25 protein-coding genes are annotated in these 25591 nt (G+C 61.3%); 11 read left to right on the top strand and 14 right to left on the bottom strand.

The window, feature by feature from the left end; all coding sequences use genetic code 11:
• Positions 1–64: 64 nt before the first annotated feature.
• The 3 genes from GH983_RS12875 to GH983_RS12865 form a co-directional block, all read right to left on the bottom strand.
• Positions 65–931 (bottom strand): aldose 1-epimerase family protein, encoded by an 867-nt coding sequence (locus tag GH983_RS12875; protein ID WP_153762589.1) that lies wholly within the window; start codon positions 929–931, stop codon positions 65–67.
• 131 nt (positions 932–1062) lie between these two features.
• Entirely contained in the window at positions 1063–1362 is a 300-nt protein-coding gene (locus GH983_RS12870; RefSeq protein WP_153762588.1) for a hypothetical protein, read from the bottom strand.
• A gap of 199 nt (positions 1363–1561) precedes the next feature.
• Entirely contained in the window at positions 1562–1963 is a 402-nt protein-coding gene (locus tag GH983_RS12865; protein WP_054148464.1) for a rhodanese-like domain-containing protein, read from the bottom strand.
• A gap of 137 nt (positions 1964–2100) precedes the next feature.
• Here GH983_RS12865 and GH983_RS12860 point away from each other — a divergent pair, with 137 nt between their 5' ends.
• Together GH983_RS12860 and GH983_RS12855 are read left to right on the top strand one after the other, a co-directional pair.
• Complete coding sequence (locus GH983_RS12860) at positions 2101–2511, top strand: thiol-disulfide oxidoreductase DCC family protein (RefSeq protein WP_054148465.1); 411 nt, start codon at positions 2101–2103, stop codon at positions 2509–2511.
• 52 nt (positions 2512–2563) lie between these two features.
• Entirely contained in the window at positions 2564–3241 is a 678-nt protein-coding gene (locus GH983_RS12855; protein ID WP_153762587.1) for an SDR family oxidoreductase, read from the top strand.
• 117 nt (positions 3242–3358) lie between these two features.
• Here GH983_RS12855 and GH983_RS12850 read toward each other — a convergent pair whose 3' ends face one another.
• The 9 genes from GH983_RS12850 to GH983_RS12810 form a co-directional block, all read right to left on the bottom strand.
• On the bottom strand, positions 3359–4612 hold the full coding sequence (locus GH983_RS12850; RefSeq protein ID WP_069043615.1) for a hypothetical protein: 1254 nt from the start codon (positions 4610–4612) through the stop codon (positions 3359–3361).
• A 247-nt stretch (positions 4613–4859) separates the two neighbouring features.
• Positions 4860–5966 (bottom strand): branched-chain amino acid ABC transporter substrate-binding protein, encoded by a 1107-nt coding sequence (locus tag GH983_RS12845; RefSeq protein WP_153762586.1) that lies wholly within the window; start codon positions 5964–5966, stop codon positions 4860–4862.
• Positions 5967–6147: 181 nt separating this feature from the next.
• The gene (locus GH983_RS12840; protein WP_153762585.1) at positions 6148–6417 is read right to left on the bottom strand and encodes a hypothetical protein; all 270 of its coding nucleotides are present in this window, start codon (positions 6415–6417) and stop codon (positions 6148–6150) included.
• 254 nt (positions 6418–6671) lie between these two features.
• Positions 6672–8000 carry an aspartate aminotransferase family protein gene (locus tag GH983_RS12835; protein ID WP_054148537.1) on the bottom strand — a complete coding sequence of 443 codons (1329 nt, stop codon included), beginning with the start codon at positions 7998–8000 and terminating at the stop codon, positions 6672–6674.
• Between the two features lie 350 nt (positions 8001–8350).
• Positions 8351–8668, bottom strand: a complete 318-nt coding sequence (locus GH983_RS12830) for a helix-turn-helix transcriptional regulator (RefSeq protein WP_006725707.1) — start codon at positions 8666–8668, stop codon at positions 8351–8353.
• A gap of 116 nt (positions 8669–8784) precedes the next feature.
• Positions 8785–9531 (bottom strand): HugZ family protein, encoded by a 747-nt coding sequence (locus GH983_RS12825; RefSeq protein ID WP_153762584.1) that lies wholly within the window; start codon positions 9529–9531, stop codon positions 8785–8787.
• 45 nt (positions 9532–9576) lie between these two features.
• A complete protein-coding gene (gene choV, locus GH983_RS12820; protein ID WP_153762583.1) occupies positions 9577–10620 on the bottom strand; it encodes a choline ABC transporter ATP-binding protein in 1044 nt (347 codons plus the stop codon).
• Entirely contained in the window at positions 10617–11486 is an 870-nt protein-coding gene (gene choW / locus GH983_RS12815; RefSeq protein WP_054148472.1) for a choline ABC transporter permease subunit, read from the bottom strand. Before choW ends, choV begins: the two co-directional genes overlap by 4 nt.
• Positions 11487–11580: 94 nt before the next feature.
• Positions 11581–12471 carry a choline ABC transporter substrate-binding protein gene (locus GH983_RS12810; RefSeq protein WP_371418488.1) on the bottom strand — a complete coding sequence of 297 codons (891 nt, stop codon included), beginning with the start codon at positions 12469–12471 and terminating at the stop codon, positions 11581–11583.
• Between the two features lie 323 nt (positions 12472–12794).
• Here GH983_RS12810 and GH983_RS12805 point away from each other — a divergent pair, with 323 nt between their 5' ends.
• From GH983_RS12805 to GH983_RS12770, 8 genes are all read left to right on the top strand, one after another.
• Positions 12795–13181, top strand: a complete 387-nt coding sequence (locus tag GH983_RS12805) for a cytochrome c family protein (RefSeq protein WP_054148474.1) — start codon at positions 12795–12797, stop codon at positions 13179–13181.
• A 204-nt stretch (positions 13182–13385) separates the two neighbouring features.
• Entirely contained in the window at positions 13386–14474 is a 1089-nt protein-coding gene (locus GH983_RS12800) for a hypothetical protein (protein ID WP_153762582.1), read from the top strand.
• Between the two features lie 79 nt (positions 14475–14553).
• Positions 14554–15705, top strand: a complete 1152-nt coding sequence (locus GH983_RS12795) for a hypothetical protein (protein ID WP_153762581.1) — start codon at positions 14554–14556, stop codon at positions 15703–15705.
• 2 nt (positions 15706–15707) lie between these two features.
• The gene (locus tag GH983_RS12790; protein WP_153762580.1) at positions 15708–17621 is read left to right on the top strand and encodes an AAA family ATPase; all 1914 of its coding nucleotides are present in this window, start codon (positions 15708–15710) and stop codon (positions 17619–17621) included.
• A gap of 51 nt (positions 17622–17672) precedes the next feature.
• Complete coding sequence (locus GH983_RS12785) at positions 17673–17933, top strand: type II toxin-antitoxin system RelE/ParE family toxin (RefSeq protein ID WP_153762579.1); 261 nt, start codon at positions 17673–17675, stop codon at positions 17931–17933.
• Positions 17933–18343, top strand: a complete 411-nt coding sequence (locus tag GH983_RS12780; protein WP_153762578.1) for a helix-turn-helix transcriptional regulator — start codon at positions 17933–17935, stop codon at positions 18341–18343. Before GH983_RS12785 ends, GH983_RS12780 begins: the two co-directional genes overlap by 1 nt.
• Positions 18340–19635 (top strand): DUF6638 family protein, encoded by a 1296-nt coding sequence (locus tag GH983_RS12775; protein ID WP_069043623.1) that lies wholly within the window; start codon positions 18340–18342, stop codon positions 19633–19635. Before GH983_RS12780 ends, GH983_RS12775 begins: the two co-directional genes overlap by 4 nt.
• Positions 19628–20737 carry a DUF2333 family protein gene (locus GH983_RS12770; RefSeq protein WP_153762577.1) on the top strand — a complete coding sequence of 370 codons (1110 nt, stop codon included), beginning with the start codon at positions 19628–19630 and terminating at the stop codon, positions 20735–20737. Before GH983_RS12775 ends, GH983_RS12770 begins: the two co-directional genes overlap by 8 nt.
• 85 nt (positions 20738–20822) lie before the next feature.
• On the opposite strand, the gene GH983_RS12765 is transcribed toward GH983_RS12770, so the two are convergent.
• Positions 20823–21515: a LuxR family transcriptional regulator gene (locus GH983_RS12765; RefSeq protein WP_153762576.1), complete on the bottom strand. Its 693-nt coding sequence runs from the start codon at positions 21513–21515 to the stop codon at positions 20823–20825.
• A gap of 179 nt (positions 21516–21694) precedes the next feature.
• Positions 21695–22159 (bottom strand): Lrp/AsnC ligand binding domain-containing protein, encoded by a 465-nt coding sequence (locus tag GH983_RS12760; RefSeq protein ID WP_054148481.1) that lies wholly within the window; start codon positions 22157–22159, stop codon positions 21695–21697.
• 107 nt (positions 22160–22266) lie between these two features.
• Here GH983_RS12760 and putA point away from each other — a divergent pair, with 107 nt between their 5' ends.
• A complete protein-coding gene (gene putA / locus GH983_RS12755) occupies positions 22267–25386 on the top strand; it encodes a bifunctional proline dehydrogenase/L-glutamate gamma-semialdehyde dehydrogenase PutA (protein ID WP_153762575.1) in 3120 nt (1039 codons plus the stop codon).
• Positions 25387–25591 lie beyond the last annotated feature (205 nt).

The raw sequence follows: 25591 nt of genomic DNA, 5'->3' as shown, positions 1-25591 counted from the left end.
GAGAGGACCGCCGCCATCGATTACCAGGCGCGCTTTTGCTCCGGGTCGCATGGGACCTTTTTCCTTACCCCCTGATCTCCACCGAAAAACCGAAGCGCATGACATCCCCTGCCGGCAGGGCCAACGTATAGGGCCGTTCGACCAGTTCTGCGGTCCCACCCGCATGGGCGGCCATGCCGTGCCAGGGTTCGACGCAGAGGAAGGGGGCGCCGGGCTTCTGCCAAAGGGCGATATTGGGCAGGTTCTCGAAGGTGAAATGCATCGAAGGCCCATTTTCTGCGGCATAGGTCAGCCCGGTGCCCGCATCTTCGGGGAAGACCAGTGCATCATTGGCAAAGAGCGCATGGTTCAGATCGAGCCTCCCGGCCGTGAAGGGAGAGGGCAGGCGCTTGCCGATCAGGCCGGCTTCGAGCTGCACGACCGCAGGTTCGGCGCCATTGTCGAGCTGAACATGATGCGGCTTGTCCTCGGCTCCCGGCAAAGGCCAGAGAAAGGCCGGATGAAAACCGAGGCCGAAGGGCAAAAGCCCGTCGCCGGTGTTCTCGACCGTCGCCGTTACCGACAGGCTGCGTCCGTCGAGGCGGTGCTCCAGCGTCAGGCGAAAATCGAAGGGATAGACCTCGCGCGTTTCTTCATTCGAGACGAGTTCATGGCGACAGGCTGTCGCCGTCTGCTCGACGATTGCAAATTCCCGCCGGCGGGCGATGCCGTGCTGCGCCATGGGATAGGTCTTGCCGTTGATCGCCAGCCTGTCGTCCGGCGCCTTGCCGACGATCGGGAAGAGGATCGGGGACCGCCCCGTCCACCAGGTGGCATCGCCGTCCCAGAGGAAATCTCGGCCATCCGCTGTCTTCAGCGACTGCATTTCTGCGCCGAGCGTCGAGACCTCGACGGCAAGTTCCTGGTTGGCGATGCGAATCGTAAGGGGCATGAAGGGTCCTCGTCTGTTTGGCCGCACCCTAAAGGGATTGGCGGCAAAGTGCGACGCGGATGTGTCGAGCTTCCTTCCCGAGCTCTGCAGGGCTTTCCCCGTTGGCTCTCCCTTTGAAGAGGTGCTCCTTTTCAGACGATCGCGACACGCTCGCCGAACGGGGTGTTTTCATCGAAATTCTGGGTGCCGATGCGCTCGCTCTCGCCGGAGAAGCGCTTCTCCTCAACATCGCCGCCGTCTTCCACAGGTGAATCTTGACCGATCTTCTCTTCTGCATCTTGCTGATGCCGTTCTTCGAGGTCGTGATTGATCTTCGACTGGCGGGCCGCAACCCAGGCGTTTTGCGCGTCGGAACCGAGGTTCAGGGTGGAACCGGCTTCCGTCTGGCTGGAGGCTTCGCTGCTGGAGATGCGGCTGATGCGTTCGACCATGATCGTCTCCTCACGAGACTGGACCCTCACAACACCTGCCATGACCTCCTGTCACGGACAAGGCGAGCGCGGGTCGTTGCGGAGCATCGACCCAGCCTCGTCGCCGTCATGCGCGAGGGTTGCGATCGTGCGGCTTTCACGCTTCAAGATAGAGCAATTGCCCTCGGTATTCAACGTACGGCTGGTCGCTGGTCGCCCGTCAGCCCTTCGTCTTCGCCATGACCGTCTCGACCGGCAGGCCCCGATCGCGCCAGGCGGAAAAGCCGCCTTCGAGATGGCAGACGTTTTCCAGTCCCATCTCCAGTGCCGTCTTCGTCGCTAGCGCCGAGCGCCAGCCGCTGGCGCAGAAGAAAAGGAAGAGTTTGCCCTCGGCAAAGACGGGTTTGTGGTAGGGGCTCTCCGGGTCGATCCAGAATTCCAGCATGCCGCGCGGGCAGGAGAAGGCCTCCGGGATCGTGCCTTCCCGTTCGCGCTCGCGCGGGTCGCGCAGATCGACGAAGACGACGTTGCTCGCCGAATGCAGACGCGCTGCCTCCGACGCATCCACCGCCTCGACCAGTGCCTCCGCCTCCGCCAGCAAGTCCTTGTAGCCCTTCTTCATGTCGATCCTCCCGACCTCTTCCCGCCTGTTGCCAGACGCCATCCTAACGCTGTCGCAGCGTCTGTCACGATCTGCGTTGCCGAGAATGACGGCTTGCCGCATTGTCGTTGCCCTGAGACGCGCCTAGATTGCCTCCCATGGACACCATACCCGCCACCGGCCCAATCATCCTCTTCGATGCCGAATGCATCCTGTGTTCGGCGAATGCTCAATTCGTGCTTTCGCAAGATGGCAAGAAGCGGTTTCGTCTGGCTTCGATGCAGGGCGAGGTGGGCTCGGCGCTCTACCGCCGCTTCGGCATCGATCCTGGCAATCCGGACAGCATCATCGTGGTCGACGGCGAGCACATGCTGCGCGACAGCGATGCCGTGTTGTCGATTTATGCCGGCCTCGGCTGGCCCTGGAAGGTCCTGTCGGTATTTCGGTTCGTCCCCCGGTTCATCCGCGACCCGCTCTACCTTCTGCTCGCGAGAAACCGCTACCGGCTCTTCGGCAAGCGCGAAAGCTGCTGGCTGCCGGCACCGGAGTATCGCGACCGGCTACTTTAACGCTGGCTGAACTCTAAGCGAAACTTTCCCCGTCTGTCGCCGTTGAGGCTTCATGAAACATGCAATCGTCACAGGCGGCGCCGGCCTTATCGGCGCAGAAGTTTGCACCGCTCTCCAGACCGCCGGTTATGAGGTGGCCTCATTCGATCTGAAGGCGGGGCCGGCCGGCATCCGGTCGGTTCTCTGTGATGTCTCCGATGAGGCGGCCGTTTCGGCCGCTTTCGCCGAACTCGGCTGGACAAGCCTCGATCTGCTGGTCAACAATTCCGGGATTGCCAGTCCGGAACGGGGACCGATAGCCAGCCTCTCGCTCGACGATTGGCGCAAGGTCACGGACAGCCACCTGACGGCGGCCTTCCTGATGACACGTGCTGCCGTGCCCTTGATGGGTGAGGGGGCGTCCATCATCAACATGCTGTCGACGCGTGCCTTCATGTCGGAGAGGAATACGGAAGCCTATGCTGCCTCGAAAGGTGGTCTCTTCGGGTTGACCCACGCCCTTGCAGTCAGTCTCGGCCCGAAGATCAGGGTCAACGGCATTGCGCCCGGCTGGATCTCGGGAGACCACGACTTGCTGCCCGAAGACCATGCCCAACATCCCGCCGGCCGCGTCGGTCGACCGGAGGATGTCGCGAAAGCCGTGCTCTATCTCGCCGACGCCGGCTTCATGACCGGATCGGTGCTGACGCTTGATGGTGGCATGACGCGGAAAATGATCTACGCCGAGTGAGGAGGCGCCAATGCTGAAAAGGGTCGCTCAGCCTCGCAATAGCCTAGGCTGACGACCCTTGTCTCGGCGGTTTTGCGCGGGCTCAATTTCTCGTTCGAGCCCGCGCCTGGCGCTCGATCACGCCGCCAGTTGCAACCGCATCAGGTCGCCATAAGCCGACACCAGCCGATCGACATGCAGTTCTGCCTCTTGTGGCCCGAAGCTCAAGTGGCTGACGACGAAATCGGAGTAGATCGCCACGGGCCTGTTCAGAATTCGAGGCATGTCGACGGCCAGCGCCTTTTCGTCGCCTAGACGCCGGAAACCGAAGTGCTTCAGATCCTGACCTAGCCATGAGATGAAGTTGATCGAAACCCGTTCCTTCACCTCCACGACCGGTTGGACAAGTGGCATGCGCTTGTCCGGCGTCTGGAGGAAATAGTCATGCAGCGCATTCGCACGGCTTCCGCTTTCCCAGAGGCTGCCGTTGAGGCCACCCGGCGGCATTTCGAAGTGGCCGACTTCGATGGGAAGGGAGCCCGACCTTTGTTGCCAGTGGGCGCAGACACCGTTGTTGACGACGTTGGCCGAAACCAGGAAGGGGGTCGGATTGTCCCGGCGGAAGGCGATAAAATCGCTCAGGCGCTCCAGGTTCATGTAGACGATATCATCGTCGCACTTCATGAAGATGGCGTCCTGGAACCGGTTCGCATGCTTCGAATAATAGGCGTAGGTGTGGTGGTAGGGGTATTTCTCGTTCCGCGGACCGATATAGCGGCGGACCTTATCGTTGACATTGAGGATCTCGAGGTCTGAACCCCAGCCGCCACGGACCATCACATCGGCGCCGCCGGAAAGATTGATCTCGTTGATCGGACCGATCTTCATGCCGTTGACTGTCAGGACAGGGTGGCCATTGCGGTCGATCGCCAGGGCAACCGGGTTGGGCAGGCTGGGGGAGAGGATGCCGGGTGTCGAGAATTCGGCAATCCGCGGAACCGTGTCACGGTTGAAGGTCGCGAGTTCCGACCGGCCCATCTTGCGAACCGCGCTCAACTGGTTGTCCCAGCCGCCGACCACGAACTCGTAGAAGACGTCCGGATCGTTCTTCGGCAGCAATGCCAGATGCAGATCGCCGCCGATGCCCGCATCCATGCGGAACGGCGACAAGGCGGTCACCTCGCCTGCAGGATTGTAGGGGGTGTCCGGATGCATGAAGCGCGCGGGACCGAAGTTCTCGGAGACCCAGAGGCGGTCCTCTTCGGAGCGGGTGAAGTCCCAGACGTGCCACTCGTCGATGATCCCGGCAGAAAGCGCTGCCTTCACATAATTCGTGAGGATTTCCATCCGATTGCGTCGGCCTGCAAAGGTGATCAGTATAATGGGCGCCATGAGAGTTCCACCGGGTTGAGTTGAGTACTCCTTGCAGCCGAACATTGAGCGAAGCTTTCTGGCACACTTGCCGAACGAGTTTGATCGAGGATATCAAACTATAAATCGGCACGATCATGTGCTGTCCAAGTATCGGGACTTCGCGCGCGCAGTCGTTCGTTTCACTGGTGTGCTCTCCAATCTTCGTTTGCCAACAAAAAAGGCGACCCTCGTGGGCCGCCTTTTCAAGGTCAGATAGCGTGTCAGCTTACTCGGCAGCGACCGTCTTGCCAGCTTCCCACTTGTAGACCGCGAAGCTCTGAGAGGTCAGGTCGCCGGTCTCGCCGTAGGTCAGCTTGCCGATGGCGGTCGGGATTTCCGAGCCGTCCTTCAGTGCTGCGGCCACAGCTTCCGCGTCGTCGGTGCTTCCGGCCTTGGCGATGCCGGCGGCGATGACTTCGACGGCGGCATAGGTGTTCAGCGTGAAGGCTTCTGCGGGGATGTTCTTGGCGGCAAGCGCGTCGACGGCGGCCTTGCTGTCATCGTTCTTCAGGGCGTCGGCCGCATTGGTGAAGATCGTGCCTTCGGCAGCGTCGCCGCCGATGGTGACGAATTCGTTGTTCGACAGGCCGTCACCGGCGATCAGCTGGGCCGAAAGACCGGCATCCTTCATCTGGCGGACCATCAGGCCGGCTTCCGGGTGGTAGCCGCCGAAGTAGATGACCTCGACGCCTTCGGCCTTCAGGCGGGTAATGAGCGCGCCGAAATCCTTTTCGCCTGCTGTCAGCGAATCCTTGAAGACTTCGGTGACGCCGCCGGCGTTCAGGGCTGCCTGGAAGGCATCGGCGAGACCCTTGCCGTACTGGCCCTTGTCATCGAGGATGGCGATCTTCTTGTCCTTGTAGGCGCCGAGAACGAGCTTGGCGGCGACGTCCGCCTGCTGGTCGTCACGGCCGCAGGTACGAAGCACCGTGGTCAGGCCGCGGGCGGTCAGGTCAGGGGCGGTCGCGGTCGGGGTGACCATGAGCACACCGTTTTCGGCGAGAACGCTGGACGCGGGGACGGCGACACCCGAGGTGACCGGGCCGACGACGAAACGCACACCTTCACCGACCAGCTGGTTTGCGGCGGAGACGCCCTGCTTCGGCTCACCTGCGTCGTCGGCGATCTTCAGGGTCACCTGTTCGCCGTTGATCCCGCCCTTCTTGTTGATTTCCTCAACGGCGGTTTCGGCCCCGTTCTTGATCTGCGCGCCGACGGCGGCCAGCGGGCCGGTCAGCGGCGCCATCAGGCCGAGCACGATTTCGGCACGGGCAGCGGGGGCGCTAACGATCAGCGCGGCCAAGGCTGCGCCTGCGAAGAGTTGAAATTTCATGTCCTGCTCCTTGGGTCGGCGCGACCGATCTATGTCGGTTTCAGCGCCATTCGGGTTCTTTTGTTGCTCCCCGTGATCGCTTTAGACAAAAACGACGAGCAGCAAAAGACCCGATGCCGTGGTGTGCGATCACGCCACAGCTTTGTCGGGGCAGCCTATGGCCTGACGATAAGGCCCGTCTTCATACGGTCAGAATACGGCCGCCAACGCCGTCTTCGGCTTCGAAGCCGGCCTTGGCGGCGGCTGCGTCCTGTTCCTTGCGCAAGGCAAGTTCGGCCATGGCGATTTGCTGAAGTTCGAAGAGATCATTGCTGATCTGCGCCCGGCGAGCGGCAAGGCGGGCTTCGTCGGCGCGCGCTGCGGAGATCGCCTCGGGTTCCGGGGCTGCCCTTGCGGGTGAGTTTGCGAGGGAAACGTCTTTACCGAACATACGCTTGAAGAGGTCAACCACGGATTTCCTCCAGGGACCAGATCCGCTTGCGCCCTTTGCGACGTGATGTCGGTGATGACGATTGCGGATGTGCTGAAGTCGTCGCCCGAGCCTTTCGCGATCATCTGCGCCAGGATCGAACGTGCGATTCTCGACAAGATACGGGATGGTGCGACAAGCGACAAGCGCGAGTGAAATCGATGGTCAGCTTCGCGCAAGCTACAAAAAAGCGGCCACGCGGGCCGCTTCCTTGCATCTGGTTCCGAGTGCAGGCCTCAGATGTTGTTCATCAGCACCTTGCGCAGCTTGTCGAACAGCTCGTCGATCTGCTCGTGGGTAATGATCAGCGGCGGCGACAGCGCGATGATGTCGCCGGTGGTGCGGATCAGGAGGCCGTCGTTATAGGCGTTGAGGAAGGCGTTGAAGGCGCGCTTCGTCGGCTCGCCATCGATCGGCTTCAGCTCGATCGCACCGATCAGGCCGAGATTGCGGATGTCGATGACGTTCGGGCAATCCCTCAGAGAGTGCAGCTTCTCTTCCCAATACGGGGCGATTTCCGAGGCGCGGGTCAGCAGGCCCTCTTCCTTGTAGGTGTCGAGCGTGCCGAGCGCGGCTGCAGAGGCGATCGGGTTGCCGGAATAGGTATAGCCATGGAAGAACTCGATCATGTGCTCGGGTCCCTGCATGAAGGCGTCATGGATCTCGGCGGTGACGAAGACCGCGCCCATCGGGATGACGCCGTTGGTCAGGCCCTTGGCGGTGACCATGATGTCGGGCTTCACGTCGAAATACTGGGCAGCAAACGGCGCGCCGAGGCGGCCGAAGCCGGTGATGACTTCATCGAAGATCAACAGGATGCCGTGCTTGGTGCAGATCTCGCGCAGGCGCTGCAGATAGCCCTTCGGCGGGATCAGAACGCCGGTCGAACCGGAGACCGGCTCGACGATGACGGCGGCGATGGTTGAGGCGTCATGCAGGGTGACGATGCGCTCCAGCTCGTCGGCGAGATCGCCGCCATGCTCCGGAATGCCCTTGGTGAAGGCGTTCTTGGCCGGCTGGTGGGTGTGCGGCAGGTGGTCAACGCCCGTCAGGAGCGTGCCAAACATCTTGCGGTTGGAGACAATGCCGCCAACCGAAATGCCACCGAAATTGACGCCGTGATAGCCGCGCTCGCGACCGATCAGACGGGTGCGCGATCCCTGTCCCTTCACGCGCTGGTAAGCGAGGGCCACCTTGAGCGCCGTCTCGACCGATTCCGAACCGGAATTGGTGTAGAGCACATGCGCCATGTTGTCAGGCGCGAGATCGATCAGGCGGTTGGCCAGTTCGAAAGCCTTGGGATGGCCGAGCTGGAAGGCCGGCGCATAGTCGAGTTCGCCGGCCTGCTCGCGGATTGCTTCGGTAATCAGCGGGCGGCAGTGGCCGGCATTCACACACCAGAGGCCCGCGGTGCCGTCGAGCACCTGACGTCCGTCATGGGTGGTGTAGTGCATGTCCTTGGCGCCGACGAAGAGGCGCGGCTCCTTCTTGTACTGGCGGTTCGCGGTGAACGGCATCCAGAAGGCGCGCAGGTCGTTCGGCGTGGAATTGAGGCGGTTAGACATCGTGTTCTCCATGGCCCTTTGGTCGCGGGCGGCCATTCTCCCTGATGTCGGCTGCAAGGGCCGAACTCCGTTGATTGCGCCGTCACGTTATCAGGGCGCATGGCATGGTCAAGCCACCGGCAGGGGCGCATCAACAAAGGTCATGGATCGCTGAATTCGGGTGATGGAAGCGCGATGCATCGACGACCCGTTGCTGAAAAGGCGCGTGCCGTCGGTGCCAAGCAAAAAGCCCCGGCGGCGATGCCGTCCAGGGCTTTGAAATATCGAATGCCAGAGGCTTCATCCGCGCGAGCGGATGTTCACCTGATCGCCTCCCACCCTCAATCAGTGCGCTTCTGGCAGCGCTGTCATCAAGCGGCAGTCTTGCTCGCTGCCGGGGGGCAATAGATGCTTTCCAGCGTTGCAAGGATCTTGATCACCGATTCCGATGTCGAGGAGTAGTAGATCGTCTGTGCGTCGCGACGCGTCTTCACCAGCTTCTGTGCGCGAAGCTTGGAGAGGTGCTGGGACAGAGCCGACTGGCTCAGGCCGACCTGGGTCGCCAGAACACCGACGGGAACCTCACCTTCGACGAGGCTGCAGAGGATCATCAGTCGCTTCGGGTTTGCCATGGCGGACAGCAAGCCTGCAGCAACGGTCGATTGTTCGGACAAAGCTTTCGTTTTCATCTCAGTTCAACTTTCTTTGGTCGAGCGCCCTTGGGGGGAGTGGCAGTCGTTGAAAATCCATCACTTAATTGGAGGCTAAACTCTACCAGCATCATCCAATTTGTATATGCCTAAATTTAAGGTACTGCGTATACTGATTTAGGTAACTCTAATAGCAGATGTTGGGCATTTGTGATCGGCGTCACAAACTCGTGGCGAATCAGCAAGTCTTTGAAAACGATGTCTAATCCGTGCGAATCGATGGCGGCAATGCGCCAGTCGCCCTCAGGGGCGCCGTGAATTTTTGTCGCGATGCGCGTTGCGAGCTCCGGATGCCGCCCCCCTAATTCTCGCAGTAAGGCCGCCTCACACTCAAACAAATCATCATTGATTTGCGAGATCGAGAAATCCGCGCTGCTCAAATGATAGGCACGGCCGAATCCGCCATTCAGGCTCGCCCGTTCGGGCCTCAGCCGGAAGAATCGAAAGTCGGGGAAGTCGATGTAAAGCTGCGATTTCGCATGGCGGGCGAGGAAGCGGCTGCGCAGCCTCTGGTGCGTATCGCTGTCGCGCTCGACGGTTTCGGCCGTGCATTGCAGCGTCAGGCGCGGATGGGCAAGCGGGTCGCCCTTGCCTGGTTCGCCTGTCAGAAGAGAGGCACGCGGATCCGCGAGCAGGGCCGTCGTGTGGGCGGACAGGCCGGAGACGAGAATGACCGCGGCGCCGTCGCTGTCCATGCCGAGCAGCACGCGGCTGACGAAAGGAAAGCCGGTCTCCGGATCGATCACGCCGATCGCCGCGAATCGCGCGCCCCGCAGCAAAATGCGCGCCTGGCGGCGCGCATCGTCGTCGGTATCCCGGATTACCTGGGGCTTGTCGTTCATGTCCGTCTCCCGCATGCGCCTGTCATCGATGCGGGGCAGGGCACGTCACGCCTTGCGGCGATGTTTGGTCAACCCGCTCACCACATCCTGAGCGTCGATCGTGCCGATGACGACGCCGTTGTCAACGACCCCGATCGTGCCAGGTTGACGCGACAGCGCATCCAGGATGTCGACGAGCGGTGTTGCCGGCGCCGTGGTGCCGGTAACCTGGCGCTGTTCGCCGGTCACGCCGGAGCGCATCACGTCCGAGGCGACCAGCATGTTGATCGGGTTCATGTTCTGCACGAAATCAGCGACATACTGGTTGGTCGGGTTCTGGACGATTTCCTGTGGCGTGCCGCACTGGATGATGTGGCCGCCTTCCATGATGGCGATGCGGTTGCCGATGCGGAAGGCCTCGTCGAGGTCGTGACTGACGAAGAGGATGGTCTTCTTCAGCCGCGCCTGGAATTCGAGAAGCTCGTCCTGGAGACGGGTGCGGATCAGTGGGTCGAGCGCCGAGAAGGGCTCGTCCATGAGAAGGATCGGGGCACCTGTCGCGAAGGCGCGGGCAAGGCCGACGCGCTGCTGCATGCCGCCGGAGAGTTCGTTGACCTTACGGTCGGCCCAGGTCGAGAGGTTGACGAGCTCGAGCTGCGTCGCGACGCGCTCCTTGCGCTCCGCTTCGTCTACGCCGGCCAGTTCGAGACCGAAGCCGACATTCTCTGCCACTGTGCGCCAGGGCAGGAGGCCGAACTGCTGGAAAACCATGGAGACGGTGTGCATGCGCAGGTCGCGCAGCACCTGAGCAGAGGCCTTATAGGGATCGACATAGCCGTTTTCCGTGCGCACGCTGACATTTCCGCGTACCACTGGGGCGAGTGCATTGACGGCGCGCAGCAGTGTCGACTTGCCCGAGCCGGAAAGGCCCATGAGCACGAGGATCTCGCCTTCCTTGACGGTGAGCGAGGCGCCGGCCACGCCGAGCACGAGGCCAGTCTCAGCGCCGATTTCGTCGCGGCTCTTGCCCTGATCGAGCATTTCGAGCGCACGCTGGGGATTGTCGCCAAAGACGATGTCGACATTGTCGAAGATTACGGCGTCGGTCATGTCTCTTCTCCGGGAATGCGGAACATCCGGTCGAGGATGATGGCGAGGATCACGATGCAGAGACCGGCCTCGAAGCCACGCGCGATGTTGACGGTGTTGAGAGCCCGAACGACCGGCACGCCGAGGCCGCTTGCGCCGACGAGCGCGGCGATGACCACCATCGACAGCGACAGCATGATCGTCTGGGTCAGTCCCGCCATGATCTGCGGCATGGCGAAGGGCAGTTCGACCTTGCGGAGCACCTGGGTCGGGGTCGCGCCGAAGGCCACGGCCGCTTCCACCAGAGAGGGCGGGGTGGAGATGATGCCGAGGCGTGTCAGGCGGATCGGGGCGGCGATCGCGAAGATCACGGTCGCGATCAGGCCGGGCACCATGCCGAGGCCGAACAGGATCAGCGCCGGGATGAGATAGACAAAGGTGGGGATCGTCTGCATCAGGTCGAGAATGGGGCGGACCACTGCATAGAGCCAGGGGCGTCTGGCGCAGGCGATGCCGATCGGTACGCCGATGACCATGCACACGCCGGTTGCCGCCAGTACGAGTGCCAGTGTCTCCATGGTCTCCTTCCAGTAGCCCTGATTGAAGATGAGGAGCAGGCCGAAAAAGGTGAAGGCTGTGACACCGAGCGAGCGGCGCATGAACCAGGCGAGCAGCGAAAACAGCGCGATCATGAACAGCGGATAGAAGGCTTCCAGCGCTGTTCCCTTGAGAAAGGGTGCCTGAAGCACGAAGAGCATCGCGTTGATCGACGCGCTGAGAATCGTTGCGATAAAATCAAATACAAAATCGACGTTATCGGTCAGCCAGTCGACGAAGCTCTTCGACCAGGGCCCGATGGGTAGTTTGTTGTCTGTCAGAAAATCCATGTTCGTCCCCGATTGGCCACAGGTTCAATGCCTGGGAGGCCGCGCGGCCGGATCCCCCTTCCGGTCGCGCGGTTCCACGATCGATGGACAGGGCTTAGAGGCCCAGTGCCGTCTTCACGGCCGCGAGGCCATCGCCGCCATCCTTGGTAGTGACGCCAGCGAGCCAGGGCTCGACAGCCGCCGGATTGGCCTTCAGCCAATCGGACGCAGCGGCTTCTGCATCCTGGCCGTCATTCAGGATCTTGCCCATGATCTCGTTCTCCATCTGGAGCGAGAACTTGAGGTTGGTGACGAACTTGCCGACATTCGGGCATTCGGCCGTGTAGCCGGCGCGGGTGTTGGTGAAGATGGTCGCGCCGCCGAAGTCCGGCCCGAAGACGTCATCGCCGCCGGACAGATAGGTCAGCTTGAAGTTGGCGTTCATCGGGTGCGGTTCCCAGCCGAGGAAGACGACCGGCTGGCCATCCTTTTCGGCGCGGGCGACCTGGGCCAGCATGCCCTGTTCGGAGGATTCGACGACTTCGAAGTCACCGAGTTCGAACTTGTTGGCGTCGATCATGTCGAGGATCAGGCGGTTGCCGTCATTGCCCGGCTCGATGCCGTAGATCTTGCCTTCCAGCGCGTCGGCATGCTTGGCGATGTCGGCAAAATCCTTGATGCCGAGTTCGGCGCCCTTGGCATTGGTGGCGAGCGTGTATTTCGCGCCTTCGAGGTTCGGGCCGAAGACCTCGACCGACTTGTCTTCACGGTAGGGCGCAATGTCGGCTTCCATCGTCGGCATCCAGTTGCCGAGGAAGACGTCGATATCCTTGTTCTTCAGCGAGGAATAGGTGACCGGCACGGAGAGGACCGTTGTCGTCGGCTCATAGCCGAGCGCCTGCAGCAGAACGGAGGCGGTGGCTGTGGTGGCGGTGATGTCGGTCCAGCCGACATCCGAGAAGCGGACGGTCGAGCAGCTTTCGGCTTCCTGGGCGGAGACCGGCATGGCGCTGATGGCGATCAGCGATACAGCGGCCGCAAGGGTGCGGCGACAAATGAGAAGTGACGTCATTGAAAGGCTCCCGGTTTTCTTATTGATGTTCCCAAGTCAACATTCAATACCGGAGAATTGCAAGGATGCCCGCGCGTTTGCGTCGCACCACCGTCCCTGTTTGCGACCTCTAGCCCCTACAGGGCAGGGAACTCGGGCGGCGGAAAAAAGTTCGAGTGCTTGATGGGCGTCAAAGCAAGTGCTTGCCTGTTGTGCGATGAGGTGATGCCATGGCGGCGGCGCGCACTTGCGCCAATTGGATGCATACAGGAGTTTCGATGAAGACGTCTTCAATGATCATGCTGCTCGCGCTTGCGGCCTCTCCGTTTCCGGCTCTCGCCGATGGCGATCCGGTTGCCGGTGCCAAGGCGTTCAAGGCCTGCCAGGCCTGTCATGTCGCGACCGAGGCCAAGAACAAGGTCGGCCCGCATTTGCAGGGTATCGTCGGCCGCCCGGTCGCTTCGATCGCCGACTACAAGTATTCGCCGGCAATGACCGCATTCGGTGCGGGCAAGGTCTGGGACGAGGCTCTGCTTTCCGAATATCTGAAGGCGCCAAAGGCCGTCGTGAAAGGCACCAAGATGGCCTATGCCGGGGTCAAGAAGGACGATGACCTCGCCAACATCCTAGCCTATCTCAAGGATCCTGCCGCCGGCGGTCAGTAAGATCCTCGCAACTCCTTGATGCGACGGCCGTTTCGCGGCTGTCGCATTTCTCTGATAGCGCCTCTTGTGTGGGCGTTCGGACCCTCCATATCGGGGGAGGGCGACTGGTGCTGTGCGCTGCGATACTTTCCCGCGTCGGGAAACGCGCTATGGTGGCAAGAGACGAGACCGGCGAGCCGCCGGCATGAGGGACAGGGAGACAACATGGCGACTTTGCAAGGCTTCGACACTGAGATCGAAAAGACGCGTAAGATCGTCTCGGAGATGCGTGGAAAGATCGACCAGTCGAGCGTGGTGCTGGATACGCTGGCCAAAAGCGATTCGAAGCTGGTTGGCCAAGATTTCGACATCGAGAACGCCCGGATCTCGGATGTCCTCAACCAGCAGAAGGTTATGGAGGCGAATATCGCCGACCTGATCATCGGGCTGGAGGACGCGACCAATGTCTTCGGCGCCGAGTTCGAGAGCATGAAGAGCTTTTCCGGCATGGAAAAGTTCATCGGCATCTTCTCCAAGCAGAGAGCGCAGCGCATGCGCACCGAGCGCGTCCGCAACATGTCGCTTGCCGGCAATCTGCAGGAACTGCTCGCCAAGTCCGACAGCATCGTCGGCATCCTCAAGGAACAGAAGACGGTTCTTGAGGAGCGCTACAAGACCTCCGAGGCGAGCCTCGTGCAGGTGATCGAGCGGCGCAAGCAGACGATTGCCAATCTCGAAGAGACCCAGAAGAAGATCGAGACGCTCAATCCGGCGCTGCTCGACATCGAAAACAAGATCGCAGCCTCGACCGATACCTCTGACCGCACGGCGCTTGAGGCCGAGCGCTCGAAGCTCGCCACGGACTATAATCAGGCCCAGGCCCGCGAACAGGAACTGCTGGCCGAAAGCCAGACACTCGAACGCTATACCTCGATGTTCCAGACCTTCGTCGACAGTCTGAACAACCAGATCGCGGCGCAGAATACGCTGATCAACAAGCTGAGCATCGATACCGAGCAGCGCATCGTGCTCTACAAGGCGCTCGAGGATTCGCTTAAGACGGCTGCCCAGCAGGAAGTTGCGCACCGGATCAACACGCTGGGCTCTCAGGTCGACACGGCCGCAGAAGAAACGATGGCGGGGATCGGTGCTGCCGCCCAGCGGCATATCGGCGACCTCCTCGAGCTGCACGAGAAGAACATGCTCTCGACTCAGGACATCCAGCGCCGCAAGAAGCTCGCCGACGAGGCCTTCGCCCGGCGTTTCCAGGCGGTTCTCGACAAGCACAATGCGGCCGACTACGTGAAGCCTTGAGCATGTCGTTGATGTGGACGCGGCCATCCGGCCGCGTGCCGCTTTCGCGGTGCGCGGTCGCTTCGATGGGGGGAGGGGTATGAACGCCGTCGATCGCAACAGTGCCGTCACGCACTATTTCACCACCATGGCCTCGGCATTTTCGGGGCTCGAGCAGTTCTTCGGCCAGTCCGATCGCCGCTTCGGCGAGAAAGGGCCGCCAGCGCTTCACCTGCTGCCCTACCTCGACCGCTTGAGAAACTCCTTCACTTCCTGGCAAAACCGCATCGGTTTTACCGGGCAGTTCAAGATCGCCCAGGCCGAGAGCGGCTTTCCGATCTTCCAGAACGTGCTGGAACTTGAGAACGACCGCGCGGGCGCCGCCACACGGCTTTCCACCATTCCTGCCGTTTCCAAGCTGCGCGAGGAAATGGTCGATTTCATCCTGCGGCAGAAGGAGTTTCCGACGGCATTGCAGCAGCAGATCGCCGAGCGGCTCTATCTGGAGCAGGTGAGTGCCGGCGAGATCTTCTCTCCCTTTGTGCTTCCCACCACCGTTGCCGTCAGCGTCAATCCGCAGTCGCGCCGGCCCTCCTATCTTGTCAGCTGGGCCGCCTTCGACGGGGTCAGCACCCTGCCGATGATCTATCTGGCGACGGTCGAGGATTCCTCCGAGAATGTCGCAAAGATCCTTGTGACGGCTGAGGGCAAGCTCAATGACGAGGTCGAAATCCCGCTTCCTGTGGGTGGTCTGCTCAATCCCGAGCTCGCCCGCACATTCGACGATTTCTGTGCCAGGAATTCCGCCTATTCCCTGACGCCTGCGACCATCGCCACCAACATGGACCGCGATTTCCCGACACTGCATCCGAAGTCGGTCCGCCGCATTGTGCTCGGGCCGCTCTATTCCACGGGGCTTACCCAGAATTCCGGCCGTGTCACCGAGATCCTCGACCGGGTCCGCAGGCCTGAGAATGCGTGGGTGATGACCTGGACGGTGCAGGAGGTGTTTTCCAGGCGCGAGCAGCCGGCAGTGAAAGGCTTCTTTTCGTCCACACCGGCTTCCCAGGAATTCCATATCGAAACGCATGATCTCGAAGCGGCGCGCATGGGTGTCTCCACCTATGAGAAACACGCGCTGGTGCCGCATGACGCCTATCAGGCGCTCTATGCCGCCGGCGAGATCAAACCGATCTTCGGCAATTTCAAGGTTCACGTGATTTCCGGCAATCAGGTCGTGAGCGAGGTCTGAGCATGAGTGAACTGACGGCAGGCCTTACGACGCTGCGGGAAGAAGATGTCGCCAAGCATCTGGCCGTTGCTCAGGGGCTGGTGACACGCATCGTGGTGCTCGATCAGGGCGAAGGTGTTTCGGGTGCCCCGATTGCTGGTACAGGGCGGCGTTTCGTCTCGACTGTTTCAACGGGCTCCGTGCGACGCACCCGCGAAATCGAACTTTCCAAGACCATTCAGGCGACCGGCGCTGCCGATCCGCTGTTGACGCCTGCCCAGCATACCGTGCTCTACCGCGTCAGGCGCGGCGCGCAGGTGGCGCTTGCGATATCGGATGTCTTTGCCCGGCAGAGCGAGCTGGAGCCTTTGCAGGCGCGGAACATCAGCGCGCCGTTGCAAAGCGAGGAAGCCGCCCGCTTCAAGGCGTTGCTCGCGTCCCAGGCCTATGTCGCGGCCTTTGCCTTTGCCGCTTATCTGAAATCCACCGTCGCGGGTGAAGGCGAGCAGCTCGACGGCATCCGCGCGCCGGATTTCCTCTTCGATACTGCTCAGGATGCGCTGAAAAGCATGGTCGCCGGCATTGACGCAGCCGTGCAGGGGGCGGGCGACGATGTGACGCTGATCGGCCGGGTGCGCGGTCTGGCCGATCTTGCGCTCGACGGGCTTCTGACCCGCAAGGCGCGCTTCGAGCATCTCGGCGTCTTCGAAAACGCCCATATCCGCGTCGATCAGGACGATTTTACTCTTGACGGTTTCGATGCCGCGCCGGGCGTGAAATCGAAGCCGCTTTCGATGAGCTTCAAGAAGCCGGAAGAAATTGTTGGCAACCACATCGCAAAGTATCAGGCGCTGAAGCTCGCCAAGATGCTGATGGCCTACGATTTCGACCGCCAGATGAACCCCTTCGTCGATCTCGGCGGCTTCCTCTTCACCTTCATCGGTGATGGCATGCCGGGTACTGGCAAGACGATCCTGATCCAGATGCTGGCAGGTCTCCTCAACGACTACTGCCGGATGGCGGGTTATGCCTTCCATTACGAGAATTTCGGCGTCGACCAGATTTCGTCTTATCAGGGCAAGTCAGGCCAGAATGCCAAGAGTTTCGTCAACAACGTGCTCAAACCGCGCGTCATCGGCTTCGGCACGATCGACGATGTCGACCAGGTGACGGCCAAGCGCTCCGACGACCGGGCGTCATCCGGCCAGCACGAGGTGACGGCCGTTCTGATGGAAAGCTTTGCCGGCGCCTCGACCGTCGTGCGAGGCAATGCCACCTTCGGCATGTTCTCCAACTATCCTGAAAATGTCGATGATGCGCTTCGCCAGCGCGCTGGGGCCCGCTGGCTGGTCGACGGGCCGCAGAGCCGCGAGGACTATATCGACATCTTCTCGCTGCTCGTTGGCAAGAACCATCAGATCCCGCTTGGCGAACACCAGTTGTTCGCGGGTCAGCAGATCCAGCAGGCGGTCAGCCGCTCCTATGGCGAGCATGACCGCCCGAAGGAAGACGGGCTTGTTGCGGTCTGGGAACGCTACGAGAAGACCGAAGGCAGAATAGAGACGCTCGCCGATGTCGGCGGCTATCTGCATGCGATCAAGCTCGTCGAACCGCGCTTTACCGGCCGGGCGATCAAGAACATCACCGATGCGATCAAGATGCGGGCGATGGACGTCGAACTGCCCGACGCCTGGTTCGAAAAGCCTGACGCCTTCGTCCACAAGAGCTACGACGAGAAGAAGGCGATGATCTCCGAACTGCGCGGCCCGGTGACGATGGAGATGATCCTGCAGGAAATCAACCGCTACGCCGACTCGGAATTCCGCTACGCCGACAAGTCGGATGATGCTGCAGTCAAGGAGATCATCCGCCGCGAGCGTCAGCGGGAGCGGGCGATCGGCGAGATCGAGAAGATGAAGGGGGAGGGGAGATGGTGAAATTCGCTATTTGCGAATTTGGTTGTCGAGATCGGGGTTGAGGATTAGGATGTGCGGGACATTGTCTACAGCAAGGATGCCATTCGTAGCTTGAACCGGATGCCGGCAAACGAGGCGCGACGTATCCGGTCTAAGGTTCTTCAGTATGCCGCCGACCCGGCTTCACTCGCCAACAATGTCAAAAAGTTACGTGACAGCCGTTACCATCGCCTGCGGATCGGAGACTGGCGCGTGATCTTCCGTGAAGACGGAACCGTCGTCGACGTGGTGCGTGTGGCAGCACGCGGTGAAGCCTATGAGGGAGAGCTCTGATGACGATCGCATCATCGTTTACGACGCCAAATGGCGAAGAGATGATCGTACTCAGCCGCAAAGACTACGAAGCACTGATCGAGCGCATCGAGGATCTGGAAGACAGTCTGGCTGTCGTTGGTTTCGAGAGGAAGCTAGCTGCGGGCGAGGAAGAGCTGATCCCTGCCGAGTACGTCAACCGGATGGGTGAAGGTGAAAGCCCGATCCGCGTCTGGCGCGATTTTCGCGGTATGGCGGCCAAGGACCTTGCTGCCGCTGCCGGAATCAGCACCGCTTATCTGTCCGAGATCGAAACAGGCAAGAAGGACGGCAGTGTCGCAACACTCAAAGCGATCGCCGATGTCTTGAAGCTCGACCTCGATGACCTCTACTGGCGGCACGAGGGCAGGAAGGTCACAGATACCGCATGAACCGCCTCCTCGAAGCCGAACTCATCTATGGCCGCCTGCTTGCGATCCGCGAGCCGCATCTGGTCGCGCGCTACAACAAGGCACTTGCCGCCTTCGACCTGCCCGAGACCACGCTCGCCGAATTCGACATCGACATCACCGGTTTCTCGCCACAGGTGGCGGCAGAACTGGGCGATCCCGATTATCTGGATCCGTTGAAGGTCAACCGGCGCTTCATCATCCTGACCCCGGAGCAGGACAGTCTGCCGGTGGTGCATACGAGCTTTTCCAACACCGCCGGCCTGATGCACGAGTTCTTTTCGGCCAATGCCCGCGCGATCCATGCGATCACGCTGAAGGATACGCTTTATGGCGAGATCGAGGACAGTGTTTCCGAGGTGAAGACGCTCGACGACCTGCTGTCGATCAACGAGGTAAAGTTCAAGGTGCTGTCGGCCGAGGACCTGCTCGGCAAGGCGGGGCAACTGCGGCAACTCTGCGACGCGCTGGTAACGAGCCCGGATGGCTGGCGCGACGACGCGATGCTGGAGCGCATGGTGTCGCTGGCGAAAGAGACCGGCGATATCCGGCAGAACACGCTGGTGCCGGATAAACTCGTCTTCCGCCATGATGCCTTCTGGGCCGATCATTTCGGCGGTGTCTTCGTCTTTGTCGACGAGAAGATCACCACCGTCATCTGCGATCCCGAAGCCCCGGGTTTCCGGCGGTCGCGGCCCTGGCAGGTGAGCTACATCTCGATCGATGACACCGCCCAGGTCGCCGACTTCCTGGCGCGCACCGGCCGGCTCGAACTGCCGCGTGCCAGCTGGGTGGAAAGCTCGGGTCTCTTTGCGCACCGGCTGGAGATGGCGCTTCTGTCGGTCGCCGCCACGCTCGATCCTGTCCCGGATCTCGCGCGCATCGATGCGGTCTGGATGCAGACTTTTCTGCACCGGAACGCCAAGGTGATCGGCGATCGCGGCATCTATCCGCTCTTGCAAGAGGCGTTGCGGACGCTCGCGCGCACCGGAAACCTCAGAATGGCGGATATCGATCCGAAGCTGCGGCTGTGGCTGGTGCGCGCCGAGCCGGATCATCCCGATCAGTGGCTGACAAACCGGCTGATCGCGCATCTGACGGCAGACGATTTCGTCTCGCGCTTCGTCTTCGACAAGCAGGGCTTCTACCGCGCTTACGAGCGCTATCCGGAAGCCTATCGCGATTATGTTGTATCCCGCCTGTCCGACACTTATCTGAAGGACAAGGCCGCCTTCCGCAAACGCCTTTATGGACTAGGAGATGACCATGCTTGATCCCATCATCGCGTTTTTCCAGCGCGTCTTCGCCGCCATAGGGCGCGGCATCGGCATGGTGGTCGCCTGGTTCCTCTGGCCGTTCCTCGCCGCCCATGGCTGGTATCGCGACCGCAGCTGGATCATCAAGGGACCGATCCTTGCCGTCCTCGTGCTGCTGGTGATCGTCTATGGACAGTTCATCTATCGCACCCAGGTGTGGCACGCCTTCGACCCGGCCTTCGTCCAGGCCTACAAATTTGAGGAACGCACGGTTCCGGCCGGCTCGCCGCTGCCGGGGGAGGCTAATCGTTGCCAGGACTCGGCCGTGGTGATGATGAGTGCCGCGCTGACCGACCAGAATGTCAATCAGAACAGCTGGGTCTCCTCGACGCTTCTTTACAAGCTCGGCCTGTTCGGGCTCGACTGGGATACGACGCCGTTCATGGACAACAAGGCTTCGTTCCAGCGCGGCGTGAACCAGGTGGTGCGCCGGACTGCCATTCAGCTCGCCGACAATCTGGGCCGCGTGCGCGGCACCTCCGGCATCAACAACGATTTGCAGGATGCGCGCGGCAATATCCAGTTCGACGAGGGAACCTGGTATTTCGGTACCGATCCCTTCGGCTTCAAGACGCCGACCCCGAGCTACTACAGGGCTGCTGTCGAGAGCTGGAACCGCTTTAACACCTCGCTTGCCAATTGCGAATCCGTCTTCGATACCCGCTCCGACAACCTGCTGCAGCTGCTCGACGGTATGGCCAGCGACCTCGGCAATACCTCCGACATTCTTCGCCGCCGTTCGGAAGAGTTCAACGCCGGCTGGTTCGATACCCGTGCCGACGACCGCTTCTGGTTCGCCTATGGTCAGCTCTATGCCCAGTATGCAATCCTGCGGGCGACCCGCGCCGATTTCGGCGACGTTATCCGTGAGCGCAATCTGACTGCCATCTGGACCGAGCTCGAGCTTCAGCTGCAAGCCTCGCTGCGCATCCGGCCGGCAATCATCTCGAATGGCAGCGAAGACGGCTGGATCATGCCGACGCATCTCGCGACCATGGGCTTCTATATTTTGCGCGTCCGCTCCAACATGGTCGAGATTCGCGCCATCCTTGATCGTTGAGACGGCGGGGCCTTCTCTCCATGCCGCATGCAAAAAGGGCCCGGTCGCGAGACCGGGCCCTTTTGTTTTCAGTTGCTTGGTGCAATCAGTTGATGATCTTCATGCGTATCGCCTTGGCGACCAATTGCGTGCGGTTGACGCAATCGAGCTTGCGGATCGCATTGGTCATGTAGGCGTTCACGGTATGGTCGGAGAGCGAGAGGATCTGGCCGATTTCGAGCGAGGTCTTGCCCTGCGATGTCCAGCGAACGACCTCGAGTTCGCGTGCCGACAAGACGTTCGAATTGCCTGTGGTGCGGCGCAGACGGTCGAAGACATCGAAGGCCTGGATGCTCAACATCGACAGCTCGTTGATTTCGGGCATCGCAAGCGGACTGCGGTCGCCGTCATAGCGGACGACGAAACGGTTGCCATCGACGGAATTCATCGAAAAGAGAATGCCGGTGATCAGCCGGTATTTCAGCATCAGGGCGGAGAATTCCGGCGGGCAATCAAATGTCGCCGCCTTCCCATCCGGTCCGATCGTCCAGTCATTGTGCATGATCGACCGGCTGATATGCGTGACCGTCGGGCAATGCTTCAGGAATTCGAGACGATCGAATTCCCGGCAATAATCGGCGGGAAGAGTCGTCTCCCGCACGAGCGGGCCGAACAGCTTGTCCTGAGCCGTGGGCGCTGCTGCCAAGCTTACATAGTCGAGGCCGTATTCACGCGCTGCCCGGGACCAACTGTCCATCAGCTCGGCGCGGCTCTGACAGCTCCCGATGTGCTCGCTCAAGAGTGCCTGTCTTTCTGGAAACATTTTATCAATTTCGAAAGTTGACATCAATTCGGAAGTTTAAGACCAATATATCAGTCCAAACGAAAAGCTAGCAGTTTTTCAGGGTCTGTCACGATTAATATGACTAATGTCTGACTGCTGCCGATCAAAATGGCAACTGCCTGTTATGCTGATATTTAAACGGGCAGAGCCGATCCTGCCTTGACCTCTTCCATCACTGCATAGGTGTGGGTTTCGCGCACCCCGGGAAGCGGCAAAATGACCTCGGAGAGGAACTGCCGGTAAGCCTCCATGCCGGCGACCCGTGCCTTGACAAGATAGTCGAAGCCACCTGCCACCATATGGCATTCCATCACGTCGTCCGATCGCTTCACGGCCGCCGCGAAGGTGTCGAAGACATCGGCGGTGGTGCGGTCGAGCTTCACCTCGATGAAGACCAACAGGTTGCGCCCAAGCTTCTGCGGCGAGAGCATCGCCATGTAACCGGTGATGTAGCCTTCCCGGGTCAGGCGGCGGACCCGCTCCGCGGTCGCGGTGGGCGACAGATTCACCCGTTCGGCAAGCTCGATATTGCTCAGGCGACCCTCGGCTTGAAGCGCGCGCAGGATCTTTCGGTCGAGGCGATCCAGTTCTTTGCTCATTCTCTGCCAAACTCCATTTTCCTAGTGAATATGCCAGAGAAGTGACCAAAGAATAGTGGGAAATTCGGTAAATGCGAAGATATGTTGCCGATACCACGGAGGTGACAATGATCAAGCCAGCCACGACCGATTTCCCGCGCTTCGAAGCCCCCTATGCCGGCGACGACGACCAGCTCATCCGCCATTTTGCTTCGCGCCTGTCGCTCTCCGAGAGCCAGAACGGCGCCATCGACCGGCGCGCCACGACCTATATTGATGCCATCAGAAACAATTCCGGCTCGGTCGGCGGCGTCGAGGACTTCTTGCGCGAATACGGTTTGTCGACCCGTGAAGGTCTGGCGCTCATGGTGCTTGCCGAAGCGCTCTTGCGCGTGCCTGACGCGCTCACCCAGGACCGTCTGATCGAGGACAAGCTGAAGGAGGGCGGCTGGAGCGAACACGAGGCACACGGCGACAGCTGGTTCGTCTCGGCCTCTGCCTGGGCGCTCGGCCTCTCCGCCCGCGTCATCCGTCCGGGCGAGACGCCTGAAGGCGTCATGCGCGGTCTCGTCAAGCGCCTTGGCCTCCCGACCGTACGCTCGGCCACCAAGCAGGCCATGCGCTTCCTTGGCCATCACTTCGTTCTCGGCGAAACGATCAAGGACGCGCTGTCGCGTGCGGCCAAGAGCGAGGAGCGCGGTTATCGCCACTCCTTCGACATGCTGGGCGAAGGGGCGCGGACGGCCGAAGACGCCAAGCGCTACTTCCAGTCCTATGCCATGGCGATCGAGGCGATCGGCGCGCATATGGCAAAACACGGCAAGAGCCAGCTTCTGCCGAACCGCATGGGCATTTCGGTCAAACTGTCTGCGCTGCATCCGCGTTATCTTGCCACCCATCGCGACCGGGTGATGCGTGAACTGGTGCCGGATCTCTTGAAGCTCGCGCAGATGGCGAAAGCCCATCAGCTGAATTTCACCGTCGATGCCGAAGAGGCCGACCGTCTCGAACTCTCGCTCGACGTGGTCGCCGCCGTCTTTGCCGATCCGTCGCTGTCAGGCTGGGACGGTTTCGGTCTCGCCATCCAGGCCTATCAGAAGCGCGCGCCGCAGGTGATCGATTACATCGACGGCCTCTGCCAGCAGTATGGTCGCCGGATGATGGTGCGTCTGGTCAAGGGCGCCTATTGGGATACGGAAGTGAAGCGCGCTCAGGAGCGCGGTCTCGACGACTACCCTGTCTGGACCCGCAAGCAGGCGACGGATCTCTCCTATCTGCATTGTGCGGCGAAGCTGATGGAAAAGCGGGCGCGCATCTTCCCGCAGTTTGCCACCCACAATGCGCTTACCGTTTCGACGATCATCGAGCTTGCCGGTGCCGATCGCTCCGGCTTCGAATTCCAGCGCCTGCATGGCATGGGCGAGGCGCTCTACGACACGCTGCTTTCCGGCAATGATCGCATTGCCTGCCGCATCTACGCGCCTGTCGGCGGCTACCGCGACCTGCTCGCCTATCTCGTCCGCCGCCTGCTGGAAAACGGTGCGAATTCGTCCTTCGTCGCCGTTGCTGGTGACAAGAACATTCCGGTCACCGCACTGCTTGAGCGGCCCACGGAAAAGCTGGGCCTCGGCAATGGTCAGAGCGCCCGCCACAGCCAGATTCCCATGCCGCTCGCTCTCTACGGCGACCGCAAGAACAGCGCCGGCTTCGAATTCGGCCATCGCGACTATCTGGAACGGCTGATGGCCCGCATCGGTCAGCCGCTCTCCGAAATCGCGGCCCGTCCGCTGGTTCCAGGGGCAACCGGCGCGACCAGTGACGAGGCCGTGCTGTCGCCGGCCGATCGCGCCCACAAGGTCGGTACCGTGCGCAATGCCACGCCCGCCGATGTCGACCGCGCCTTCGCTGCCGGACGTCAGGGCTTTGCCCTGTGGTCACGGACCCCGGTGGAAGAGCGCGCGGCAACGCTGGACAAGTTGGCCGACCTGCTCGAAGCCGATCGTGATCGTCTGCTTGCGCTTCTGGCGCTCGAAGCCGGCAAGACGCTGGACGATGGTGTTGCCGAAATCCGCGAGGCTGTCGATTTTTGCCGCTACTATGCAGCCCAAGCGCGCAAGCAGTTCGGCGAGGCCGAAGTCATGCCGGGCCCGACCGGTGAACTCAACCGTCTCTCCTGGCGCGGTCGTGGCGTCTTCGCCTGCATCTCGCCGTGGAATTTCCCGCTGGCCATCTTCCTCGGCCAGGTCTCGGCCGCCCTGGTCGCCGGCAATGCCGTCATCGCCAAGCCCGCGCCGCAGACGCCGCTGATCGCTTTTGAGGCGGTCAAGCTCTTCCACAAGGCCGGCGTTCCGGAAGACGTGCTGATGCTGCTGCCCGGTGCTGGCGATGTCGGGGCCGCGATCGCTGCCCATCCAAAGCTCGCCGGCATCGCTTTTACCGGCTCGACGGGAACCGCCCAGGCGATCAACCGGACGCTTGCCGCCAAGGACGGCCCGATCGTGCCGCTGATTGCCGAAACCGGTGGTCTGAACGCGATGATCGTCGATGCGACCGCGCTTGCCGAACAGGTGGCCGACGATGTCGTGCTCTCGGCCTTCCGCTCGGCCGGCCAGCGCTGCTCGGCGCTACGCATCCTCTATCTGCAGGAAGACATTGCAGACGGCATGCTGGAGATGATCGAAGGTGCGGCCCGTGAGCTCAATCTCGGCAATCCGCTGGAGATCACCACGGATATCGGCCCTGTTATCGACGAGAAGCAGAAGGCGATGCTGGAGAGCCATATCGCCGAGATGAAGCGTAGCCAGAAGGTGCGTTACGCCGGGAAGGTGCCCGCGACCGGCAACTTCTTCGCGCCACATATTGTCGAGCTGGATCGGCCAGAGGCGCTGACCAGGGAAATCTTCGGCCCCGTGCTTCACGTCGTGCGCTGGAAGGCCAAGGCCCTCGACCAGGTCATCGCCTCGATCGATGCCACCGGCTACGGCTTGACGCTTGGCGTGCACAGCCGCATCGAGGCGACGATCCGCAAGGTCACCGAAGCGCTCGACACCGGCAACATCTATGTCAACCGCAACATGATCGGCGCTGTTGTCGGCACCCAGCCCTTCGGCGGCTCCGGCATGTCCGGCACCGGCTTCAAGGCGGGTGGACCGGCTTACTTGAGCCGCTTTGCGGTCGAGCAGGTTATCTCGGTGAATACGGCGGCTGCCGGCGGGAACGCGAGCCTGATCGCGATTGGCGAGGGGTGAGGTTTGCGACGGCTGTCGCAATCGCTGCGGTCTGAGGCACCCCCCGCTCTGTCACTGCGTGACATCTCCCACACACGGGGGGAGAGTGGGTGCCTGCCGCCGGCTCGATGTAACGTCACAGCTCGATTTCGGAAAGCTGCGAGGTCAGCCGCATTCCGAAATCGCCCCGTGTATGGGAGATGCCCGGCAGGGCAGAGGGGCCTTG

It is taken from the genome of Agrobacterium sp. MA01, assembly GCF_009650195.1.
In the GTDB taxonomy this organism is placed as follows: Bacteria; Pseudomonadota; Alphaproteobacteria; order Rhizobiales; family Rhizobiaceae; genus Allorhizobium.
The sequence above is the reverse complement of the archived record's forward strand: the minus strand, read 5'-3'. Positions and strand labels throughout refer to the sequence as shown.

What these genes read in the sequence shown, in the direction of transcription:
- GH983_RS12875 (WP_153762589.1), bottom strand. Translation starts at nt 931, where the DNA reads ATGCCCCTTACGATTCGCATCGCCAACCAGGAACTTGCCGTCGAGGTC.
- GH983_RS12870 (WP_153762588.1), bottom strand. Translation starts at nt 1,362, where the DNA reads ATGGTCGAACGCATCAGCCGCATCTCCAGCAGCGAAGCCTCCAGCCAG.
- GH983_RS12865 (WP_054148464.1), bottom strand. Translation starts at nt 1,963, where the DNA reads ATGAAGAAGGGCTACAAGGACTTGCTGGCGGAGGCGGAGGCACTGGTC.
- GH983_RS12860 (WP_054148465.1), top strand. Translation starts at nt 2,101, where the DNA reads ATGGACACCATACCCGCCACCGGCCCAATCATCCTCTTCGATGCCGAA.
- GH983_RS12855 (WP_153762587.1), top strand. Translation starts at nt 2,564, where the DNA reads ATGAAACATGCAATCGTCACAGGCGGCGCCGGCCTTATCGGCGCAGAA.
- GH983_RS12850 (WP_069043615.1), bottom strand. Translation starts at nt 4,612, where the DNA reads ATGGCGCCCATTATACTGATCACCTTTGCAGGCCGACGCAATCGGATG.
- GH983_RS12845 (WP_153762586.1), bottom strand. Translation starts at nt 5,966, where the DNA reads ATGAAATTTCAACTCTTCGCAGGCGCAGCCTTGGCCGCGCTGATCGTT.
- GH983_RS12835 (WP_054148537.1), bottom strand. Translation starts at nt 8,000, where the DNA reads ATGTCTAACCGCCTCAATTCCACGCCGAACGACCTGCGCGCCTTCTGG.
- GH983_RS12830 (WP_006725707.1), bottom strand. Translation starts at nt 8,668, where the DNA reads ATGAAAACGAAAGCTTTGTCCGAACAATCGACCGTTGCTGCAGGCTTG.
- GH983_RS12825 (WP_153762584.1), bottom strand. Translation starts at nt 9,531, where the DNA reads ATGAACGACAAGCCCCAGGTAATCCGGGATACCGACGACGATGCGCGC.
- choV (WP_153762583.1), bottom strand. Translation starts at nt 10,620, where the DNA reads ATGACCGACGCCGTAATCTTCGACAATGTCGACATCGTCTTTGGCGAC.
- choW (WP_054148472.1), bottom strand. Translation starts at nt 11,486, where the DNA reads ATGGATTTTCTGACAGACAACAAACTACCCATCGGGCCCTGGTCGAAG.
- GH983_RS12810 (WP_371418488.1), bottom strand. Translation starts at nt 12,471, where the DNA reads ATGCCGGTCTCCGCCCAGGAAGCCGAAAGCTGCTCGACCGTCCGCTTC.
- GH983_RS12805 (WP_054148474.1), top strand. Translation starts at nt 12,795, where the DNA reads ATGAAGACGTCTTCAATGATCATGCTGCTCGCGCTTGCGGCCTCTCCG.
- GH983_RS12800 (WP_153762582.1), top strand. Translation starts at nt 13,386, where the DNA reads ATGGCGACTTTGCAAGGCTTCGACACTGAGATCGAAAAGACGCGTAAG.
- GH983_RS12795 (WP_153762581.1), top strand. Translation starts at nt 14,554, where the DNA reads ATGAACGCCGTCGATCGCAACAGTGCCGTCACGCACTATTTCACCACC.
- GH983_RS12790 (WP_153762580.1), top strand. Translation starts at nt 15,708, where the DNA reads ATGAGTGAACTGACGGCAGGCCTTACGACGCTGCGGGAAGAAGATGTC.
- GH983_RS12780 (WP_153762578.1), top strand. Translation starts at nt 17,933, where the DNA reads ATGACGATCGCATCATCGTTTACGACGCCAAATGGCGAAGAGATGATC.
- GH983_RS12775 (WP_069043623.1), top strand. Translation starts at nt 18,340, where the DNA reads ATGAACCGCCTCCTCGAAGCCGAACTCATCTATGGCCGCCTGCTTGCG.
- GH983_RS12770 (WP_153762577.1), top strand. Translation starts at nt 19,628, where the DNA reads ATGCTTGATCCCATCATCGCGTTTTTCCAGCGCGTCTTCGCCGCCATA.
- GH983_RS12760 (WP_054148481.1), bottom strand. Translation starts at nt 22,159, where the DNA reads ATGAGCAAAGAACTGGATCGCCTCGACCGAAAGATCCTGCGCGCGCTT.
- putA (WP_153762575.1), top strand. Translation starts at nt 22,267, where the DNA reads ATGATCAAGCCAGCCACGACCGATTTCCCGCGCTTCGAAGCCCCCTAT.